Here is a 20,907-nt window from a genome sequence, read left to right on the forward strand (position 1 = left end):
TCTGACCGCTAATGAAGAGGCCAAGAATACCAAAGCGGCTGGCGGGTCAAATATGCATTAAATCAATAAATTCATAGAAATCATTCACAAACAACGTTATTTACCTTCTGTTCACAAAACGAGAAGCGGCTCACTGATCAAACAAACCTAAACGTTTATGTTTACTCACATAAACGTTTAGGTACAGACAATAACCGTTTATATCGCAGGTAATTTCTTAAAAGCAGAGAGCAAAAAATGCGTAAAGCAACGATGCGGGATGTGAGCGAAGCGACGGGATTTTCCATGTTTACCGTTTCGCGCGCGCTAAACGGTGGCGATGGCGTCGCTGACGACAGCCGGGAGCTGATTTTAAAAGTGGCGCGAGAGCTCGGCTACGTACCCAACCGCGCGGCCCAGGCGCTACGCCGTTCGAGCAGAGACTCGGTGGCGGTGATCACCGCCCATGCGTCGAACTCTTACTATCTCAACCTGATGTCCGGCATTCAGCAGATGCTGCAGCCTTCGCAGTGGACCGTGGTGCTTGGCGATATTGCGGTCAACGGCATCTACGACCGCGCGCAGGAAGATCGGATGATTAACCGCCTGATCGAGTCACGGATGGCCGGGATCATTTCGACCGTGACGCTGCAGCCGGAAAGCCTGACTCTGCTGGCGAAATGGGATATCCCGGTCGTCTTCGTTGATTCTCCGCCCCGCGGCGAGCACAACTTTCCCAGCGTCACAACCGACAATTACCATGCCAGCCTGCTGGTGGGAAACCATCTGGCGCAGCACGGCTATAAAAACTGGCTGCTCCTTATCTACCCGGACCGCTGGACCACGCGTTTTGAACGCGAGCGCGGGATACGCGAGGCCGCCGAGCGGTCCGGCGCTACGCTTGAAGTTGTCGAAACGGAAAACGACGCGCAGTCGGCTGCTGACAAACTGAGCCAGTACCTCGACCACCAGAAAGCGCTGCCGGATGCCCTTATTGCCGGTAACAACCCTATTCTGCTGGGTTCGCTCAAACAGCTCCAGCAGCGCCAGATAGCCATTCCAGAGGATATGGCCCTGATTGCCTACGACGAATTCGACTGGGCGCCGCTATTAAATCCGCCGCTGACGGTGCTCAATGAAAATAGCGAAGAGATTGGCAGACAGTCGGCTGAAATGCTTATCCAGTTAATTAACCCGGAAGGGAAAGGAGAAATCAACACTCAACGTAAAGTTCCCGCCGAGCTGGTTATTCGCCAGTCCTGCGGCTGTAAAAAAACGCATAACAATTAAAAGACATTATAGAGATTGCTGACAACGTTTCGCCCGAACGGACTTGCCCGACGCCGCTTCGCGCGCGGGCCTGAAAAACGGCTGTCGCGGTTTTCCAGGCCCGCTAAGGCGCCGCAGGATAACAGCGGCAAAGCGTTCGCAACGCGTTTGCCAGCCCTCTCTAATCATTTTGATGATTTAAATAACGGCTGAATAATCGGCCGCCAGTAAAAAAACAACATCAGGGGATTATTTCTGAGGCTTCCCCACACCTGGCCGTACGTCATACCACACGATAATGAAAGGAACAGAATATGACCAAACTTCGTAAAGCATTTCTGGCTGTCGCGGTTACTGCGGTAATCACCACCATGACAGGATTTATCCCCGCCGCCAGCGCCGCGCCGCAGGAGGGCAAAAAAATATCCCACATCGGCTTAATGGTGCAGGACATGTCCAACCCCTTCTTCTCGGCAATGGAAAGGAACGCAAAGCAGGCCGCGGCAAAAATCGGCGCAACCCTTAACGTACAAGATGCGCAGGTCGATCTGGCAAACCAGAACACGCAGATTGACGCCTTTATTCAGCAGAAAGTGGATCTGATCATTATTTCCGCCGTCGATGAGTCCGGCATCGAGCCGGCCATTCAGCGGGCAAAAGCCGCCGGAATTATCGTTATCGCGGTCGATACGCCCGCCAGGGGCGCTGACGCGGCGATCATGACCAATGCCATCCAGGCCGGCGAAACCTCCTGCGAATATCTGTTCAGCCAGATGGGCGGCAAAGGCAAAGTGCTGCTGGTGGACGGCACGCCGATTCAAACCATTATTGACCGCATCAAAGGCTGTAAAAACGTCGCGCAAAAATATCCGGATATCAAAATCGTCGGGCAGCAGGCATCGCGCAACGACCGCGCTTCAGGACTGATGGTCACCACCGATATGCTCACCGCCAATCCGGATGTCTCCGGTATTTTCGGTATGAACGATCCTTCGGCGCTCGGCGCGGTGCTGGCCGTTGAGCAGGCCGGCAAAGCCGGTGCGATTAAAGTCACCGGCGTAGACGGCAGCCCGGAAGCGGTTGAAGAACTCAAGCGCAGCGGCTCACCGTTTATCGGCACCGCCACGCAAAACCCGGGCGAAATGGTGCGCCAGGCCATCTCGCTTGCTCAGGATATGGTTGACGGCAAGCCTATTGCGTCCCCGACCGTATTGATCCCCAGCGTGCTGGTCACGCGCGACAACGTAGATAGCTATCCGGGCTGGTAATCACATCATCACTCAAGAGGCAAAAACGGGATGACGATTGGGTTCATCCCGGAGGGCAAAGACAATGGCCGACATCACTTCACCCCCCTTGCTCAGGCTGGAAGGGATTTCAAAACGCTACGGCGCGACCCTCGCGCTGAACAACGTACGCTTTGATTTATTCGCCGGAGAGGTCCATGCCCTGATGGGGGAAAACGGCGCGGGTAAATCCACGCTGATGAAGATCCTCTCCGGAAACGAGCAGCGCGATAGCGGCGCGATCTATATCAACGGGCAGGAGATTGATATTCGCACGCCAAGAGATGCGCGCAAATATGGCATCGCCATCATCCATCAGGAGCTGAATACGGTTCCCGATATGACGGTGGCGGAAAATCTGTTTCTCGGCCAGGAACCGACCTCTTTCGCCGGTATTCTCGATCGCAAACGGATGCTCCGGGAGGCCCGGGAGAAGCTGGACCGGATTAACGCGGACATCGACCCGCAGGCGCCGCTCGGCTCGTTGAGCATCGGACGTCAGCAAATGGTCGAGATCGCCCGCGCCGTCAGTGAAAACGCAAAAGTACTGGTGCTTGATGAGCCGACCGCCGCCCTGTCGCGGGCGGAGACCCTCCAGCTTTACCGGCTGATCGAGCAGATGCGTCAGGATGGGGTCGGGATGGTCTACATCTCGCACCGCATGGAAGAGGTATGGCAGCTGGCAAACCGGGTCACGGTGTTCAGGGACGGTACGTGGATCGGCACGGAAACCCTGAGCAGCGTCTCGACCACCGATATCGTACGCATGATGGTCGGCCGGCAAATCGTCGATCTCTATCAGCACGAACCGCGTACGCCCGGCAAAGTACTGCTGGAGGTCGCGGATCTGGCGGGTAGCGCAACCGGCCCGGTCTCCTTTGAGGTCAAAGCGGGCGAAGTCGTCAGCATGTCCGGGCTGGTTGGCTCTGGCCGAACCGAAGTGGCCCGCCTGTTATTCGGCGCCGACCCCCGCACCCAGGGAAGCGTACGTATTAACGGCAAGGTAAGCCATCCGTCAGATCCCACCGCCGCCATCGCCGACGGAATCGGGATGGTGACCGAGGACCGCAAAACCCAGGGCCTGTTTCTGGGTCATTCGGTTGAGCACAACATTGATATCAGCTCGCTGGAGAACTTTGTCGCCAGCGGCGTGGTTAAACGCAAAACCATCCGCGCCGCCGTCCTTGAGCAGATGCGCCGGTTACGGCTGCGGGAAAATGCGGTCGAACTGCCCGTCAGCGCCCTGTCCGGCGGAAACCAGCAGAAAGCGGCGCTGGCGCGCTGGCTGCTGCGCGATTCGAGGCTGCTTATCCTCGATGAACCGACCCGCGGCGTGGATATCGGCGCCAAAAGGGAAATTTACGAACTGATCGACAAACTCGCCCGCGCCGGGAAAGCCATTCTGGTGATCTCCTCCGATTTACCGGAGGCCATCGGCATCAGCGACCGCGTGCTGGTTATGCGCGGCGGCCGTATCGTTCACCAGTTACCCTCATATTCAGCAACGGAAGAAGAAGTGATGCTGCACGCAACAGGAACCTTTACCAGTCAATCCGGAGAATGCCATGGACAACAATAAACCTGTGACGGAACTGCCGGTCAAAGCGCCGTTTGATTTTGCGAAATGGTGGGATCGGGTGGGGATCTTAATCGTTCTGCTGGTGCTGCTGATCCTTATGTCGACCTTTGCGCCAAACTTTAACCGCGTCGATAATCTGCTGAATATCGCCCGCTCGATTTCCGTCAACGCTATTCTGGCGGCGGGCATGACTTTCGTCATTTTAACCAGCGGAATTGATTTGTCCGTCGGGTCTATCGTCGCCGTCTCCGGCGTGATCTCGGTGGTTGCGGCGATGGCCGGGATCCCTGCGCCGCTGGCGATTCTGGCCGGCGTGGGCGTGGGCGCGCTCTGCGGTCTGCTGAACGGCGTGCTCACCGCCTATCTCGCTCTTGCGCCCTTTATCGTCACTCTCGGCACAATGACCTTCCTGCGCGGGATGGCCTACACCATTACCGAAGGGCAACCTATTGTATCGAGTAGCCTGAGCTTCCGCGAGCTGGGGAATGGCTATCTCGCCGGCATCCCTGTTCCGGTCATTATTATGCTGGTGGTTTATCTGCTGGCGTGGTTCATTCTTGAGCGCACGCGGTTCGGTCGTCATATCTATGCCGTCGGCGGCAACGCCCAGGCCGCGCGCCTGGCCGGCGTCCGGGTAAAACGCGTACTGGCGGCGGTTTATATGATTGCCGGCGTCTGCGCGGGTCTGGCGGGCATTATCTTCGCCGCCCGGGTCATTTCCGCCCAGCCTACGGCGGGTACGGGATATGAACTGGACGCCATTGCGGCGGTAGTGCTGGGCGGCACCAGCCTCGCCGGAGGACGCGGGCGAATTATCGGCACCCTGATTGGATCGATAATTCTCGGCGTGCTCAGCACCGGCCTGATTCTGCTGAGCGTCCCCTTTTTCACCCAGCTATTGATTAAAGGCATCGTCATCATTCTTGCCGTGGCGATTGACGGACTGAAGCAGCATCCGGAACTGTTTACCTTCTGGCGGAAAAAAGAGATCGCCCGTACCCGCTAGCTTTCCCTGACGCTTTGTTTATCCGCCGCGCTGGCGGCGGGTCTTCGCATGCTTAAATTTTAATGGAGTCTACGCCCATGACATATCACATTACGCTGACGGACCCGATGAACGGTACCCGGGATCGCGAACCGATTACGTTTACTCTCCCGGAGAAACTGCAGGAGCCCCTGTGGTGGGCAATCACCAGCGAGGACCAGCGGATCCTTTGCCAGCGCCTCACTCATGAGTCGACGCAAAACAGTACCGCCTTTATCGCTACGGTAAGCTTCAGCGGCACGCTCCGGATGCGGCTTGAGCGGCCGTTAACGGCGGCTGAAGTCGGTGAAGTCGCTGGTATCCACCGCCTGCCTGGCCGGGAGAAAGACTGTTTTGTCCGCCTCAATACCGGCTGCTTCGATCTGGAAATGTGTCGGGGAACCGCCCAGGGCGTGGGTTCATCCAAGTGGGGGCTGCGCCATTTTCGCTGTCTGCAGGACAATGTCGAGCTGCTTCCTTCCGGGAATAACGCCATCGGCGGTTTTTACGGTCCGTTCTTTACCCCGGAAAATGGGCTGATTAACCCGCCGGAACATACCCTCGTTGATATTGAAATTGTTGAGGAAGGCCCGGTCTATCATCACTATCGCATGCACGGCACGATCCCCGATGGGTTATTAGCGGAGCTGCGCGGTAAGCACTTCACCATCGACTGGAAGTTCAGCTGGAATACCCCGTGGTTTCAGCGGCGCTACTGGGTGGATGACTTTTCGACGGTCATCAACGGGCGTTCGGTGACCAACAAGATCACCGTCGGCGACGAGTTTGAAAGCGGTCCGGGAAAACTGCTGTTTGACCGCTTCGCGGCCTACGGCGGTACCCGCTATCGCGCAGGCGACCCCTACGCCGAAGAGCTGGTCGCCATGGTGGCTCATACCGTTACCACCTCTGAAAACCAGAGCCCGAAATTTGCCGAATTCCGCGAACAGCTCGCCGATATGGCCTCCGCTCACTGGGATCTTTACTGGCGAATGTTCTGCCGCTGGGAGAACGTGCTGGATGAAGCTGAAATCCGCGAAAGGCTTGGCGTTGTGCGCGCCCGGGCGCACGTTCGCGCCGACCTGAATGAACGGGAATGGCGCCTGACTGATTCTCCCGTCAACGTTTCCGCCGTGCCGGATGAAACCGTGTTCCCGGGACCAGCCAGTAAAACCGTCGAGTACGATTCAGCGAGCGGCCGGGCGATGATCTGGTGGACCTCCCGCCCCTCCGGCGCGTTTCAGATAGTCCAGCGCCGTCAGTCCGGTTGGGTGAACTGGGGCAGCAATGGGGAAAACGAGTGTCCGGAGCTCCCGGTCGGGGTCGATATCAAGACCGCCTGCGGGATATTCGCTGACAACTGGATGCAGGTAGCCGACGGCCTGGAAACGCCGCCGCAGGTCGCGGTGAGCCGGGAGGAAAAGCCATGATCCTTTGCTGCGGAGAAGCCCTGATCGATATGCTGCCCTGCCGGAGCCGTGAAAATGCTCCCGCCTTTACGCCCTGCGTCGGCGGCGCGGCGTTCAATACCGCCATCGCCCTGGGGCGCCAGGGGATGGCGGTCGCGCTGTTTTCCGGTTTATCGGACGATTTTATGGGTGACATGCTGCGCCACACGCTTGACGCCTCCGGCGTGGATTATTCGCCCTCAACCCGCGCGCCGCTACCGACCACGCTGGCCTTTGTCAGGCTGGAAGGCGGACAGGCGCGCTATACCTTTTACGATGAGAATAGCGCCGGCAGAATGCTGACTGAAAGCGACCTGCCGACGCTCGGTGATGACGTATCTGCCGTCCTGTTCGGCTGCATCAGCCTGATAGCCGAACCGTGCGGCAGCGTTTATGAAGCGCTGATGGTAAGAGAGGCGCCGCGCCGGGTGATGTTCCTCGACCCCAATATTCGTGAAATCTTCATCCAGGACCGGCAGAAACACCTGGCGCGCATGATGCGGATGATTGCTCTGGCGGATATCGTCAAGCTTTCCGATGAGGACCTCGCGTGGTTTGCCGAACCCGGCGAAGAACACGCGGTCATACGCCGTTGGCTTGCTCTGGGACCAAAGCTTATCGTGGTCACCCGCGGGGCTGACGGCGCCGATGCCTGGACCGCTAATTTCCATCTTCATGTTCCAGGGATTCGCGTAACGGTTGCCGATACCGTCGGCGCCGGGGATACGGTCAATGCCGGTATTCTCGCCAGCCTTTCTCAGGCCGGACTCCTTGAGAAGCCCAAATTAGTGACACTGTCACGAGAACAGGTGCGCCGCGCGGTCGATCTCGGTATGCGCGCCGCCGCGGTGACGGTCTCCAGGCCGGGGGCTAACCCGCCGTGGGACCATGAGCTCTGAAGACGGAGGACGCCAACCCTTGTAAACCCCAGGCGACCGGATGATGGTCTGAAAATAGCGTTTATGGATGGACCATCATCTTTATTTATTGTGGATATGATTTATGTCCCAATTATTGAATGAAAGCTAAACCAGCTTCATTTAATCATGGGTTATTACCTACTAATCCATTAATATCAGACAATTAGATCGTGATCTATTTTCTGCCGATCTCGCTGACAGACATCAGGGACAGGACGTCAATAATGAAAAATACTCCATGGCTCGTGCGCTTACGTAATACCTCTATTCCGGAGCATAAGCTTCGTCCCGCGAAATGGCTGGCGCTGATTGCCCTGCTGCTGCTGCTGGCGCAGCTGATGGTCGAATCCCTGTTGCTCACTGAATAGAATCAGGGCACGCCTTCCCCAACGGAAAGTAGCGCTGATTGGCCACCACGAATTTTCTGTTTTTCCCTGCCAGAGCCGCGTCGCGATAGCGTTCGCCCGGCAGCAGATACAGCTGCGTGGCGCGTTCATCACTCCCCGCGCATCCCTGGTGAACAATCACCCGAAAAAACGTATTTCCGCTATTGTAAATCTCCCCCTGGCGTTCATCTATCTGCCACTCCAGGCGCTGCTGACGCGGCCTGACGACCAGAATAGTGCTCATCGCCACCACCGGCAGCACATCCATCTTTTGCGGCGTCGTCCTGAAAGGTATCAGCGTCACCGGCGTCTCTTTGAATACCACGCGATAATAGCGCTCCTGATTATCTTCAGGGCCTTTGTAATAGAGACGGAAATATTCACTGCTTCCCGGCGGTAAATTGAAGCGCAGCGGGGCGTAGAGCAGTTCGCCCTGATTAGGCAGAACCGGTTCATTCCCCGCGCCGGGTTTGGCAATTTTCCACGCCGCGATGGAGTACATATTATTGCGCGGCGTGTCGTTATACAGCGGCTGCGAGATAAAGGCTCGGTCGGAGGGCATCTCATACACGACGGCATTAAAAAACGCCCCTGCCGCCGCCAGCGGCGACGCGGCCAGCAGCATAGTAGCGGCTTTCATTAATCTGCCTCTCACTCGACGCCCAGCCATTTGGCAGTCACTCTGACCTCGCCGCTCGCGTTGACCGTTCCCATCCAGTCGCTGCCGTCGAGAGTGCGTCTGGAGCGCGGATCGTCCATCGGAAACAGCAGCTGCAGGCGGGTGGTGAAATAGTAGCCGTCATCAATTGCCGCATTCCACGGCGTTTGCGTCCAGCGCGCAGCGGTCATATCGATCTCCGCATCGATGCAGCTATTGCGGCTGGTGCGGGTTTCTCCGGTGGATGCCGTCCAGGAGAGAAAGGCCGGGATCGGCACCTGCCAGCCGCCCTCTTGCGACGTAAACAGGCAGTATGAGACACCATCAATAGAGGTGCCTTCGCCGATCACCTGAGCCGTCACCGCGTCCGCCATACGCTCGGAGGAGACGGTTACCTGATATTCAAAGCCGATCGGCGTCGGGTCGCCGATATTGCCCGACTCTTTCGGCGCAGCATTGCCGTCCGTGGACACAATACTGATCCCATACTCTTTCGGCAGAATATTGATCATACTCGACGCCGTAAACTGATAAAACCCGGACTGCGCGGTGTTACTGTTATCAAAGAAGAAGGTAAACAAATCGTCGTTATTGGTAATGCTAATTCCGCGCTGGATCAGGTTCTGGAAAAAGGTTTTCGAGAGGAACACATAAACGTACTGGCCTTCGGGGGTAAAGACGTTGCTATAGGTAGTGGAAGCGCTCCAGTTATACCAGGTGGATCCATTGCCGCTATATTTGATGGTTTTAGACGCCGGACTAAAGCCCAGCCTGGCGGTATCGACCACCATTTCAAATGACAGAGAAGAGGTCACCCGCTTGGTTTGACGATAGCGATACGACACCATTTTACAGGTCATCCCACTTTCGCCGCCGACGATACTGACCTCGCAGTGCTCGCTACCGATATTGACGCTGGGCGTGCCGTCGCTGGCAATCCAGATTTCCGCCAGCGCGCCGGTGCTGTTCAGCGTTAAATGCCCGACTTTAGTGGCATTGATGGTGTAATAACGCCACGTCGCGCCCGAGGCGAGATCCCGACAGCGCTGGCCGGATGCCGCATCGTAATTAGTTTTGGTGTAACAAAGATTGAGCACAAAGGCATCGCTCTCGCCAGGCTGACGGTTGCGCAGATATTCATACATTGCCGGGGAGAACGTGGCGTAGCCGGTGCCGCCATTGTTCAAAGAGCTTCCGGACATCGTATGATAAAAACCTTCACTATCAATGACCTCGCCGGAAATATAGCCCTGCGACGGGCAGTCGGCGCCGGTGGTCATACAGCGAATGCCGATAAACGGTGAATTCACCGGCGAGTCCGACAACCACATATCGTAGTAGTAGGATCGATAGCTCCAGCTGACGTAGCCCATATAGCCCAGACTGCGCTGCTTCGTCGAGTAGCGGGTCCAGACGTTTGCGCCGGAAAAGCGCGGGTCCAGGCTGCCGGGGGTAACGAAATATTCGTTATCGACATGGTTTTCAATAAACATATAGTCATTTTTCCCCGAGCCGCTGCTGCTGGCTTTCACCGCCAGGCTCTGGAATGACGTGGTCGCCAGGCAAGCGCCCAGCGCCAGGCCGCAAATCAGTTTACCAGGTGTCACGCTGCCCCTCCCCCTGTACCGCCATACGCATCTGCGCCTCGCACTGCAGGTCCCCCATCCACACCGCGCCGCGCGCTTCCTGCAGATTCAGCTCCAGCTCGCAGCGCTGTCCGTTTTTTTCGACCAGAGTGATGGTCGGATAGCGTTTATCAACATCCATGGCGAATTCTCCCTGTCCATCGGTGCGCCCTTTGCCGATGTGATTATGAATATCGAGGTGGGCGGCGACGGTGCCGTTATCGCGCCGAATGCGGCCAAACACCGTAACCAGCTGTTTTATCTCTGGACGAATAACGTCCACATTACCGGGATACAGCACCGCCTGATGGCTTCTGCCGCTGACGATATCCACGCTATCGGCGCTGCGTTTGTCATTCATCAGCTCCACGCTGTAGCGCCCATAGGCGGGCAGCGGAATAAAGTTTTTCTGGCCGCTGAGCGGGTAATGCTGGCCGTTAATTTTGGCAGTCATAGTGGCGTTGTCGCGGAAATCGGTATGGATCAGCACCCCCGATGTATGGCTTCCTTTGGCCGGAACAACATCTTTTCCGGCCCAGGCGACGCTGCCCAGGGTACTGAAATTGAGGTTGGTACTGTTATCCGAAGCATGGGTGGCGGATAGCGTGCCGCTGCTGTATTTAGTGTCGTAGCTGGCAAAACCATTGATCGCCCGTTTATCGCTGCGGTAGCTCTCGCTCTCTTTGCTTTTTAACCGCCGGGAAGCTGAGATGCCCGCCTGAGTGATGGCGCTATCGGCGAAGCGTTTTCTGAGCGCCATATTCGCCAGCATGTTGCCGTTTTCGCTGGAAACACCGGCGCTGAACCACGCCGCCAGCGGCAACGAAAAATCGAGGTTAATGTATTTATCCCGCGTGGTGTCCTGGTTGCGCTGATAGTGGTAATTCTGCACCCCGGTTCTCAGGGTAACGGTACCGTAGCGCCCCGACGCCAGCGTCTGCGAGTAATCGAGGTTGTTATAACGCGTTTTGTTACTGTAGTTTTCCGTACGGCTGAAGGTCAATGTGCCGAGGTAGGGCGTCAGCGATTGCAGCGGCAGCGTTGTCCCCCAGGTAAAGTAATCCCCTTTGCGCAGCGGTAAGTGATTGCCAATATGCGTAAATTCTCGCGAACCCCAAAGTGAACCATAGCCCGCAGGCAGACTCAGATTGAGGGTGGTGATGCTTTTCCTGCTGCCGTCGTTGGCCAGCAAAACCTGCTGATTAACCCGCAGACGTTCGTTGAACATCACATCCACTTCGCTTTCGTTTACGGCGTTGCTGTCGAAACCGTATAGCGTGGTTTTAAACCCAGTCCCGGCGAGCCAGGGCAGCGTGACCGCCGCCGCGCCGCCGCTAAGCCAGGTTTCCTGCTTCCCCTCGCGCCGGGCATGTTGTGGTCGATAGTCGGTTTTATGGTATTCGAGCATTCCGCCGAATACTTGCCACGACCAGCGCTCGGTGACGCTCGAGCGACGGGCGTAGGTTTTGTTAATCTGTTCCGTGCGGCTGCTGGCCACTTTGCCGTTGATCACAACCTGCACCTCAACCTGATATATGCCGAACGGCAGCGTTGCGGTATTGACTTCGTAGCTGCCCATCGCAAAGTTCTGAATGCTCAATAATTTGCCATCGCGCAGAATATGCACCTCGCCCGCCGCAGGTAAAAAGACGGTAATCGGCGTCAGGGACAGGGCGGTATCTTCAAGGCGCGAGTTGCTTTTATTGCCATAGCTCAAGCCGTAGATGCGGCTGGAATTCAGCGCGCTCATGCTGGCGATGGATTGTAGATTCCAGGTATCGACCATTCCCAACGCCAGGCGTTGGCCTGCCATATCGCGCTCATACATCGCCCGGTAGAGGTTACCGCTGCGGTCGCCAGAGCCGATACCGTAGAAAGAGCCGTTGATATTCACGTGGTGCTCGCGAAATGCCGCGGTGTTATCCAGCGTCAGGTAGCTGCTGGTGCCGTCGTAGCCGTTATAACGGTGATGATAAGTACCAAAGGTATAATTGAGTACGTTCGACGGCGCGCCGGCGGTTGAGTCGCCCAAAACGCTGTGCCTGGCAAGCGTCGTCGCCGCCAGCGCGCTGCGATCGACGGTCATTTCAAGGTAAAATGCCCGGACGTCGAAAGTGATCTGCGCCGCCCCGGAGAGACGCAGCGTCATATCCGCAGAAAATTGTTGGTCCTGCAGACCATTGACAATTTCCTCTACCGGCGCAGATAGCGACAGGTTATCCGGCGTGGAGAGCAGCGTCAGTTCGCGGATCGTCAGCGCCCCGTCCTTGGTCGCAATCAGCGCATCGGCGATTTTTTGCCGACTGCGCGACGGCAGCTCCGCCTCTTTGTAGCGGATAAAAACCGGTACCCGCATCCCCTGCTTAAGCGCATCAGCAAAAACGGGCGGAATAACATAATCCCCCACCCGCAGCAGCGTCGCTCTGCCCGCGCTTTCGTTGGCTGAAGCATCGACGGTACAGACGAGACATATTCCCGGCAGCAGCATTCCTTTTCTGAATAACCATCCTGACATCTGTAATTCTCTATTTGACGTGAATATATTTACCTTCGTGCCAGATACCGATTCGCGTCTGTTTATTCGCGACCTGCGTATGCGTTATTTTTGCGCTAAGTCCGGGCATCACGTAATAACGTTCACGGCAGCCCTCGCCTTTGTTTTTTTCAGGATCTTTACAGGGCCCATAGGAAATAACCCGGAAGGTCACATTGCCGGTATTCGTCACCGTATCGCCGCGATGCTGATAGTTAAATTTCGCCTTGCGCGGCGCCACCACCAGAATGGTGTTAATTTGCGCTGAGGTTGTCGCCATACCGTGACGTGAATTACTGCTGGCCTGATGATCGCTCACCGGTTCATCCAGCCACGACAGCCGGTAATAGCGCTCTTTATCATCTTCAGGACCATGATAAATAAAGCGGAAATGTTCTCTGGCGCCGGCGGGAAGAATCACGTTTGCCGGGGTAGAAAGCAACTCGCCGGGCTGTTCCATCGGAATAATTTTGCCCCCTGCCATCGGCGTAGAGAGGCGGTGGGCGCTGACGCTAACAAATCGCGCCGAGTCGCTGGCGTTATCGATCTCTTTCGCCAGCATCTGGTCATTGGCGAACATAATGGAGGTCACTTCCCCAACGCCAATCGCCGCCGCGCTAGCGCTGATTAACAGCGGCAGAAATAAAAATGGGTATAATTTTTTCATCATTAAAATAAAGGAGGGCTACCCCTCCTTATTGGCATATTTAAAGGCGATATTAGCTCTGAGACAGCGTCCACTCGGCGGTAAACTGCACCTTCACATCGCCGCTCCAGTAGCCGTCGGCAAGGGAAGCGAAAGGCGTCGCAGTGGTACCATTTGAGGTAGCGGAATCGACGGTAAACAGGAAGGCGCTCTGCGTGCTGGTGCGGTTATCTTTATCAGCATATCCCGCGATCAGCGCTTCCAGGCCTGCGGTAATATTATTGCTAATATCCATCATTTTCACCGGCGTGGATTTGGACAGCTTCTCACCGTTCCATGCCACGCCAATTTCCAGCGTTGAGTTATCCGTAGCGCGGGTCAGCGTGTTGGTCACCAGTTGAGAGGTTAAAACGAAATCGGACGCGTTCTCCTGCCCCTGAATGGTAATATCAAACGCCCCATCCTGTGAATTAAACGCTTTCAGACCTTCGGCATATTCAAAAGAGACGGAACGCAGCGGCGTAACGACCAACAGGCTGGTGGTATCTTTTGTTGCAGAAGCATCCCAGCTTGCCGTTGCGGAAGCCGTTACGTCCGCAGCCATGGCGCCGGAGCAAAAAAGAATGGACGTCGCGCATGCTGCCAGAAGAGACTTTTTCATTATATATCCTTAATAAACATTTCCAGATGTAGTGCTTTGGCGTTGCCGCCACAGAGATATTTTGCCCCGAGAGCAAAATAAGATTAATAACGGGCTATTAAAACGACGCTGCAGCGCTGAAGACATTCGACAAACGCTGAGCTAAATGTATATTGAAATTTCAATGCGGCGAAGTATAAATTCCCGACAGGCAGCTGTCTATTGCTGTCAAAAATAAGAATAATCGTCATTACATTCAGTAAAAGGCAACTGAGAGGATGATCTGCCGTGGTTTTAAAATAATCTGTTTAAGACTTTTCTCCTGACCATTGGCGAATCATCGCAGACCCCAGGATAAAACACGGCGTCGACCAACAGAAACAGCGCACAGGGATCGTTTTCAATCTGAGTTCAGTAGAAAAAAATGAAGGAATAGCCGAATGATGAATCAGGTAAACATTTCCCGGTGTAAATATATCCCCTGAAAGTTTCCTCCAGCAGGCTCTCATCATAAATATCGCTGGCGAAGAACAGTACAACAACCCATTCACCAGTACCGATAAGTTTAAACTCAACCCGGATTTGTGACAGGCATCTCAGTTTATCAACAATGGCTAGACAGAAAGAACTCAGACATGCTAGTAATTAATTCAAGCAAGGGAACGGATTTAAATTAAACACCATTTAAACCCCACCCGTAAGGCTGAAAAAATTAATTGATAATGGTTTGGGTAGCTGAACGATTATCAAAAGGGTAAGTGAATCGAAGGCCCTCAGAGACGAAAGTCTCTGAGGGCCTTTTTGTTTTTTTTCTATCTCAGGAGTCAAAAATGTCTAAAGAACGTCGTCTCTCTCGCATTTTCGCAAAAGATGGTAAATCAGTCACTCTGGCGCTGGATGGCTACTATTTTTCGACCAAAACTAATGGTATTGATAATACGATAAACCAGCTCCCGGCCCTCGTCGACAGCGGTCTGGACTGCGCGCTGGTGACCTGGGGCATGTTGAAAAATTTCCGTGAAGTTTTCAATTGCGTCCCCGTTGTATTACGCGTCGATAGCACAGTGAGTATTTTTGACAATACCGTTCCCGATACCACCCCCGTATTTTCCATTGAGGACGCGCTGAAAGTGGCGGCGGAAGGCGTGGTGTGCATGACTTTTCCCGGCGCGTTCAATGAGGAGAAAACGCATATCATGGCGATGCAGCTGGCGCAGGCCGCCGACCGCTGGAACGTACCGCTGATCGTGGAATCCCTGCCGTACGGCTATCCCGTCACTAGCGACGACTCCAACAATCCGGCCGTTATCGCCGCCTCTGCCCGCATTGCCGTTGAACTGGGGGCTGACGTGATCAAAACCCGCTTCACCGGCACCGAGGACGACCGGCTTATCGTCGAAGCGGCCGGCGTGCCGGTGCTGGCGCTGGGCGGGCCGAAAACCGGGATTGACGGTTATTTTAAATTTGTTCATCACTGCATGCAGGTTGGTGCAAAAGGCGTGGCGGTGGGTCGCAATATCACTCAGGACCCACAGCCGGCAAAAGTAGTAGCAGGTCTGAATGCCATCATCCATGAAAATGCGACAGCGGAAGATGCCTACAGCCTCTATATGGCTAAATAACATCGGATATTAATATGCTCTTAAATAACACCATCATTCCTTCAATCAGAAAATATAAACATTTTGAACAGGCGCTGGCCTGCGCATCAGAATACGTACTGTTATCCGAGGCGAATATTGGCAATCTGCAATCGTTGATCGGTAAATGTCATCAGAGTGGCAAGAAAGTGCTTATTCACCTCGAGCTACTGGGTGGTTTTAAACCTGACCAGGCGGGTATTAGTTTGCTCAAAAATTACTACAAGGTTGATGGTGTTATTTCGTCCAATCTCTCGGCCCTACGCTATGCCAAAAAAGAGGGATTGTTAACTATCTTTCGGGTACTGCTCATCGACTCGCGCTCGCTGGATCACTCCATCGATATTGTTAAGCATAACCCGCCAGATGCTATTGAAATCTTACCTGCTGAATATGCCTGCCAGTGTCTGGAATTGATTAGCCGGAATTTAAAAGGCTTTGATGTGATATTCATCGCCGGAGGCTTTGTTAAGCGGAAATACCTTGTAGATAAAATTTTCCATGCCGGATTTAAAGGCATTACCACCAGTGAACCCGGTTTATGGTAACTCATAAGGAGTCCACGCGAATGAAACAACACTATGTCATGGGCATTGATAACGGCGGCACCGTTACAAAAGCGGCGATTTACGATCGCGCCGGCAACGTGGTGGCCAGCGCGTCGAAATCAACGCAAATGCTGACCCCGAAGGAATTTCATACCGAGCGGGATATCAACGAACTCTGGGCGGCTAACGTCGAAGTCATTAAAAAAGCCATCGCGCAGTCGGGTATCGACGCCAGCCAAATCAAAGGCGTGGCGGTAACCGGTCACGGCAACGGGCTTTATATGGTGGACGAAACCGGTGCCCCGGTGCGCAACGGAATTATCTCCACCGATAGCCGGGCTAAGGCCTGGGTAGAAAAGTGGTACCGCGACCCGACGTTTGTTAGCGATATTTTGCCCAAAACTATGCAGTCTATCTGGGCCGGGCAGCCCGTCGCCCTCCTCGCCTGGCTGAAAGAGAACGAGCCTGAAACGCTGTGTAAAGCGCGCTACATTTTCATGGTCAAAGATCTGATTCGTTTTTATCTGACCGGCGAAGCTTTTCTCGAACTTACCGATATCTCAGGAACCAACCTGATCAACGTTCGCGACCGCGACTATGACGCCTCGCTGCTGGCCTGGTGGGGACTCGGCGATCTGCGCGATAAGCTTCCGCCCATCAAGCTCTCCACCGATTGCTGCGGTTACATTACCGATGACGTCGCGCAGCTCACCGGTTTGTGTGCCGGAACGCCGGTCTCGGGCGGGGTGTTTGATATCTCGGCGTCATCTGTCGCATCCGGTATCAATACCCTGGATAAGCTGGCAATTATTACCGGAACATGGAGCATTAACGAATACGTGACCGACCATCCGGTTATTGACCAGGATCTCTTTATGACCTCGATTTATCCGATTGAGGGCAAATGGTTAATTACCGAGGCAAGCCCCACCTCCGCCAGTAATCTGGAGTGGTTTATCAATAACTTTATGGAGAGCGATCGCACCGCCGCCGCTGCGCAGGGATCGTCAGTCTACGATCTGTGCAATGAGCTGGTCTCCACAACCACGCCTGCGGAGAGCCACCTGCTGTTCTTCCCGTTTGTCTTCGGTTCCAACACCATCCCGGATGCCTCTGCGGGGTTTATCGGCCTGAATAGTTTCCACAAAAAAGCGCATTTTTTACGCGCGATATATGAAGGGGTTGCTTTCAGCCACCTGTATCACACCGAACGGTTACGCAATATTAACCCGCAGCTCAGCCGCACCATTCGGATTGCGGGCGGCGTGACTAACTCAGCGGTCTGGCTGCAGATATTCGCCGACATTTTCCAGTCCACCCTGGAGATTGTCGACGTGAAAGAGCACGGCACGCTGGGCACCGCGATGACCGCCGCGGTGATGGTTGGCTGGTTTGATGACGTCTTTGCCGCCTCAAATGAGATGGTTCACGTTTCGCGAACGGTTACGCCGGACCCGGACAGCAACAAGGTCTATCAGGATAAGTATCAGCTTTACAAAAACCTGCTATCGGAAATGCAGTCTCCGTGGAAAAGCTGCAGTAACTACATCACGCATTAAGTGAGGAAAGTATGGATCTGAATTTACACCACCGCACGGCTATCGTTACCGGAGGCGCTACGGGCCTCGGCAAAGAGTTTGTCCTTTCGCTCGCCCGAGAAGGGGTCAACATCTGCTTCACCTATATGCGTGATGAGGAGCGCCCGGAACAGCTGATCGCTACGGTAAAAAGTAGCGCCAGCGTCGAAATTATTGCGGTGAAAACCGATCTTTCCGACGAGCATAGCCGGGAGAATCTGTTCGCGACCTGCCTCGAACGCCTGGGGAACGCCGATATTCTGGTCAATAACGCCGGGATCTGGCTGAGCGGTTACGTCACTGAAATCACCCAGCAGGAGTGGGATAGCGTGATGAACGTCAACCTGAAGGCGGTGTTCCACCTGAGCCAGCTGTTTGTCAACCACTGCCTGGCGAAAGATCAGGCCGGCAGTATTCTGAATATCACGTCTCAGGCGGCCTTCCACGGTTCAACCACCGGTCATGCTCATTACGCGGCCAGTAAGGCGGGTCTGGTGGCCTTCTCAATCTCGCTGGCGCGCGAGGTGGCGAAGCAGAAAATCAATGTCAACAACATCGCCGTCGGCATCATGGATACCGCGATGATCCGTAAAAACATTGAACAGAATCCTGACTATTACGTCAGCCGTATACCGGTAGGCCGGGTGGCCCAACCGCACGAAATTGCCGACATCGGCGTCTTCATGGTCTCACCGAAAACCCGCTATATGACGGGAGCGACTCTGGATGTCACCGGCGGTATGTTGATGCGTTAATTTATGGAGAATGATTATGAAATGTCTGGCAATTGCCGATCTGTTTATCAATGCAGCGATGATGGACGCGGGTCTGAAAGCGCTCAAAGATAAAGGTATTGCAGTGGAAGTACGCGAATGGTCGCACGAGTCAATTGAAAAACTGCAGGAGGATAATTTACTGGTTGAACAGCAAGGTTCTGAGGCGCTGGCGCTGCCTGCCGCTCTGCTTCAGGGTGCTGAGGAGACGGAGATCCTGATAGTCCAGTTCGCCCCGGTTAACGCGGCGGTATTCGACAAGCTGCCAAAGCTTAAATACGTCGGGGTGCTGCGCGGCGGGATTGAAAACGTTAATCAGGAGGAGGCAAAAGCGCGCGGAATTGAGGTGATGAACACGCCGGGGCGTAACGCCCGCAGCGTGGCGGAATTTACCGTCGGGATGATTCTGGCGGAAATGCGCAATATCGCCCGCTCACACGATGCGCTGCGCGATAAGTTCTGGCGCAAAGAGAGTCCTAACCACCGGGCCATTCCTGAACTGGGCGGCAAAGTGGTAGGTCTGGTCGGGCTGGGGCATATCGCGCAGCTGGTGGCTGGCTTCCTGCGCGGTTTCGGCAGCGAGATTATCTTTTACGATAAGTACGTCCCCGGCCATGAAAGTTATGAAAAGGTGGATACTCTCGACGAACTGGTGCGCCGTGCGGATGTGATTTCGCTGCATGCCCGTATGACCCCGGAAACGGAAAACCTGATCAACGCCCATCATTTTGAATTAATGAAGGAGAGCGCCATCATCGTCAACACGGCGCGCTCCGGGTTAATTAATGAAGGCGATCTGATCGCCGCGCTTCGGGCGGGTAAAATCATGGGCGCTGCCCTCGACACTTTTGATGACGAGCCGCTGCCGGACGATAGCGCGTTTTATTCGCTGAATAACGTCACGATAACGCCGCATATTGCCGGCAGTACCATTGATGCCTTCAGCAATTCGCCGAAGATTTTTTCAGAGATATTGCTGAAGCAACTCGGTTAAATATTAAAAGAGCCGCTTAAGGTTTTTGCTACGGCCCATTGGGCACGGGTTCGCTCGCGCCCAATTCGGCCGCCTTTTAAGGAAATATTATGGATATTATCAACAGCATTATTAGCCTGGGGGCATCAGTGATGATGCCAGTAATATTCTTTATTATCGCACTGTGCTTTGGGGTTAAAATCGGCACCGCATTTAAAGCCGGGATGCTGGTAGGCATCGGCTTTGAAGGGGTGGGACTGGTGATCGGCCTGCTATTAACCAACCTCGGGCCGGCATCGCAGGCCATGGTAGAGCGTATCGGCCTGCACCTGACGGTGGTCGATACCGGCTGGCCGACCGCCTCGACTATCGGCTGGGGCTCGCCGCTGATGCTGCCGGTAGTGGTGGGATTTATCGTTATCAATATTGCCATGCTGCTGCTGAAATTAACCAAAACGGTAAATATCGATATATTCAACTACTGGATTTTCCTGATTATGGGTTCAGTCGTCTATGCCGGTACCGGTAACTACTGGCTCTCCGTCGGCATTACTTTCGGCATATTTATCTTAACGCTACTGGCGGCGGATTTAACCGCACCCTATCTGCAAAAAAACTATAATCTGCAAGGGATATCATTTCCCCATCTTACCTGTATAACCTACGTGCCGTTTGGTATTGCCTGTAACTATATTATTGATAAGATCCCGCTGATCAATAAAATTAATTTCGACCCGGAAAGCATTAATAAAAAATTCGGCGTCTTCGGGGAGCCACTCACTCTGGGCTTCGTGCTGGGGCTGCTGCTGGCCTTCCTGGCCGGGTACGATGTCTCGGCGGCGGTATCGCTGGCGATTAAAGTTTCCGCCGCCATGCTGTTGCTACCGAAAATGATCGAAATTTTAGTGCAGGGCCTGCTGATCGTGCGCGATGCCGCGGAAGCGAAGCTGAAGGCGAAATTCCCCAACCGCGACTTCTATATCGGCATGGATACCGCACTGCTTATTGGCGAACCTTCGGTGCTGGCAACCGGCCTGCTGCTGATCCCTATGGCGGTGGTGCTGGCGATTATTCTGCCAGGCAACCGCGTGCTGCCGTTTGTCGATCTGGCCTCCCTGATGTTCCTGCTGGCGATGGTAACGCCGTTTTGCAAACGTAATATGTTCCGCATGTTTATCACCGGCACGCTGGTGGTCACCTGTATTTTGTACGTCGGAACGGATATTTCGCGGGAATACACCCAGGCGGCGGTCAACTCTAATATTCCTGTGCCGGAGGGGATGGCGGAAATTACCAATATCGTTGGCGGAGCCACCACGCCGGTGGGCTGGCTGGCGGTGAAATTCGGCGAGTTTTTCACTACCGCGCCGTAAATTCCCTCTCTTCTCACTCTGCCCGGCGCG

At 54.7% G+C, this 20,907-nt stretch carries 18 protein-coding genes; 13 read left to right on the forward strand and 5 right to left on the reverse strand.

From position 1 onward, the window contains the following. The first annotated feature begins 237 nt into the window (after positions 1 to 237). From KO1_RS17725 to KO1_RS28515, 7 genes are all read left to right on the forward strand, one after another. Positions 238 to 1,269 (forward strand): LacI family DNA-binding transcriptional regulator, encoded by a 1,032-nt coding sequence (locus tag KO1_RS17725; RefSeq protein ID WP_004113178.1) that lies wholly within the window; start codon positions 238 to 240, stop codon positions 1,267 to 1,269. A 293-nt stretch (positions 1,270 to 1,562) separates the two neighbouring features. Beyond that, the gene (locus tag KO1_RS17730; protein ID WP_004102208.1) at positions 1,563 to 2,516 is read left to right on the forward strand and encodes an ABC transporter substrate-binding protein; all 954 of its coding nucleotides are present in this window, start codon (positions 1,563 to 1,565) and stop codon (positions 2,514 to 2,516) included. Positions 2,517 to 2,580: 64 nt separating this feature from the next. Next, positions 2,581 to 4,113, forward strand: a complete 1,533-nt coding sequence (locus KO1_RS17735) for a sugar ABC transporter ATP-binding protein (protein WP_004102210.1) — start codon at positions 2,581 to 2,583, stop codon at positions 4,111 to 4,113. Further along, positions 4,100 to 5,119 (forward strand): ABC transporter permease subunit, encoded by a 1,020-nt coding sequence (locus KO1_RS17740; protein WP_004113181.1) that lies wholly within the window; start codon positions 4,100 to 4,102, stop codon positions 5,117 to 5,119. Before KO1_RS17735 ends, KO1_RS17740 begins: the two co-directional genes overlap by 14 nt. A 77-nt stretch (positions 5,120 to 5,196) precedes the next feature. Further along, on the forward strand, positions 5,197 to 6,567 hold the full coding sequence (locus tag KO1_RS17745) for a hypothetical protein (protein WP_047719816.1): 1,371 nt from the start codon (positions 5,197 to 5,199) through the stop codon (positions 6,565 to 6,567). After that, positions 6,564 to 7,484: a carbohydrate kinase family protein gene (locus KO1_RS17750; protein ID WP_004113185.1), complete on the forward strand. Its 921-nt coding sequence runs from the start codon at positions 6,564 to 6,566 to the stop codon at positions 7,482 to 7,484. The genes KO1_RS17745 and KO1_RS17750 overlap by 4 nt, the downstream gene beginning before the upstream one ends. Before the next feature lie 245 nt (positions 7,485 to 7,729). After that, entirely contained in the window at positions 7,730 to 7,873 is a 144-nt protein-coding gene (locus KO1_RS28515) for a hypothetical protein (protein WP_004102219.1), read from the forward strand. Here KO1_RS28515 and KO1_RS17755 read toward each other — a convergent pair. Genes KO1_RS17755 through ecpA form a run of 5 tightly spaced genes read right to left on the reverse strand, consistent with a single transcriptional unit; the run spans position 7,863 to position 14,014 of the window. Further along, complete coding sequence (locus KO1_RS17755) at positions 7,863 to 8,531, reverse strand: fimbrial biogenesis chaperone (RefSeq protein WP_064407074.1); 669 nt, start codon at positions 8,529 to 8,531, stop codon at positions 7,863 to 7,865. The two genes, KO1_RS28515 and KO1_RS17755, sit on opposite strands and share 11 nt — an antisense overlap. Before the next feature lie 11 nt (positions 8,532 to 8,542). Next, on the reverse strand, positions 8,543 to 10,141 hold the full coding sequence (locus KO1_RS17760; protein ID WP_047721058.1) for a fimbrial adhesin EcpD family protein: 1,599 nt from the start codon (positions 10,139 to 10,141) through the stop codon (positions 8,543 to 8,545). 1 nt (position 10,142) lies between these two features. Next, positions 10,143 to 12,689, reverse strand: a complete 2,547-nt coding sequence (locus KO1_RS17765) for a TcfC E-set like domain-containing protein (RefSeq protein WP_047719815.1) — start codon at positions 12,687 to 12,689, stop codon at positions 10,143 to 10,145. A gap of 10 nt (positions 12,690 to 12,699) precedes the next feature. Continuing rightward, the gene (locus KO1_RS17770) at positions 12,700 to 13,374 is read right to left on the reverse strand and encodes an EcpB family pilus assembly chaperone (RefSeq protein ID WP_032692320.1); all 675 of its coding nucleotides are present in this window, start codon (positions 13,372 to 13,374) and stop codon (positions 12,700 to 12,702) included. Between the two features lie 52 nt (positions 13,375 to 13,426). Continuing rightward, positions 13,427 to 14,014, reverse strand: coding sequence for a common pilus major fimbrillin subunit EcpA (gene ecpA, locus KO1_RS17775; protein WP_004102228.1), 588 nt, complete (start codon positions 14,012 to 14,014; stop codon positions 13,427 to 13,429). An 809-nt stretch (positions 14,015 to 14,823) separates the two neighbouring features. On the opposite strand from ecpA, the gene KO1_RS17780 reads away from it, so the two are divergent. From KO1_RS17780 to KO1_RS17805, 6 genes are all read left to right on the forward strand, one after another. Beyond that, complete coding sequence (locus KO1_RS17780; RefSeq protein ID WP_004102230.1) at positions 14,824 to 15,615, forward strand: class I fructose-bisphosphate aldolase; 792 nt, start codon at positions 14,824 to 14,826, stop codon at positions 15,613 to 15,615. Between the two features lie 14 nt (positions 15,616 to 15,629). Continuing rightward, positions 15,630 to 16,181, forward strand: coding sequence for a glycerol-3-phosphate responsive antiterminator (locus KO1_RS17785; protein WP_004102232.1), 552 nt, complete (start codon positions 15,630 to 15,632; stop codon positions 16,179 to 16,181). A gap of 20 nt (positions 16,182 to 16,201) precedes the next feature. Then, positions 16,202 to 17,740 carry an FGGY-family carbohydrate kinase gene (locus KO1_RS17790; protein WP_047719814.1) on the forward strand — a complete coding sequence of 513 codons (1,539 nt, stop codon included), beginning with the start codon at positions 16,202 to 16,204 and terminating at the stop codon, positions 17,738 to 17,740. Positions 17,741 to 17,751: 11 nt separating this feature from the next. Beyond that, positions 17,752 to 18,513 (forward strand): SDR family NAD(P)-dependent oxidoreductase, encoded by a 762-nt coding sequence (locus KO1_RS17795; protein WP_004102236.1) that lies wholly within the window; start codon positions 17,752 to 17,754, stop codon positions 18,511 to 18,513. A gap of 16 nt (positions 18,514 to 18,529) precedes the next feature. Then, positions 18,530 to 19,525, forward strand: a complete 996-nt coding sequence (locus KO1_RS17800; RefSeq protein WP_004102238.1) for a 2-hydroxyacid dehydrogenase — start codon at positions 18,530 to 18,532, stop codon at positions 19,523 to 19,525. A gap of 89 nt (positions 19,526 to 19,614) precedes the next feature. After that, entirely contained in the window at positions 19,615 to 20,877 is a 1,263-nt protein-coding gene (locus KO1_RS17805; RefSeq protein WP_004113196.1) for a PTS galactitol transporter subunit IIC, read from the forward strand. Positions 20,878 to 20,907: the final 30 nt, after the last annotated feature.

The sequence above is a fragment of the Klebsiella oxytoca NBRC 105695 genome (genome assembly GCF_001598695.1).
GTDB classification, from domain to species: Bacteria; Pseudomonadota; Gammaproteobacteria; order Enterobacterales; family Enterobacteriaceae; genus Klebsiella; species Klebsiella oxytoca.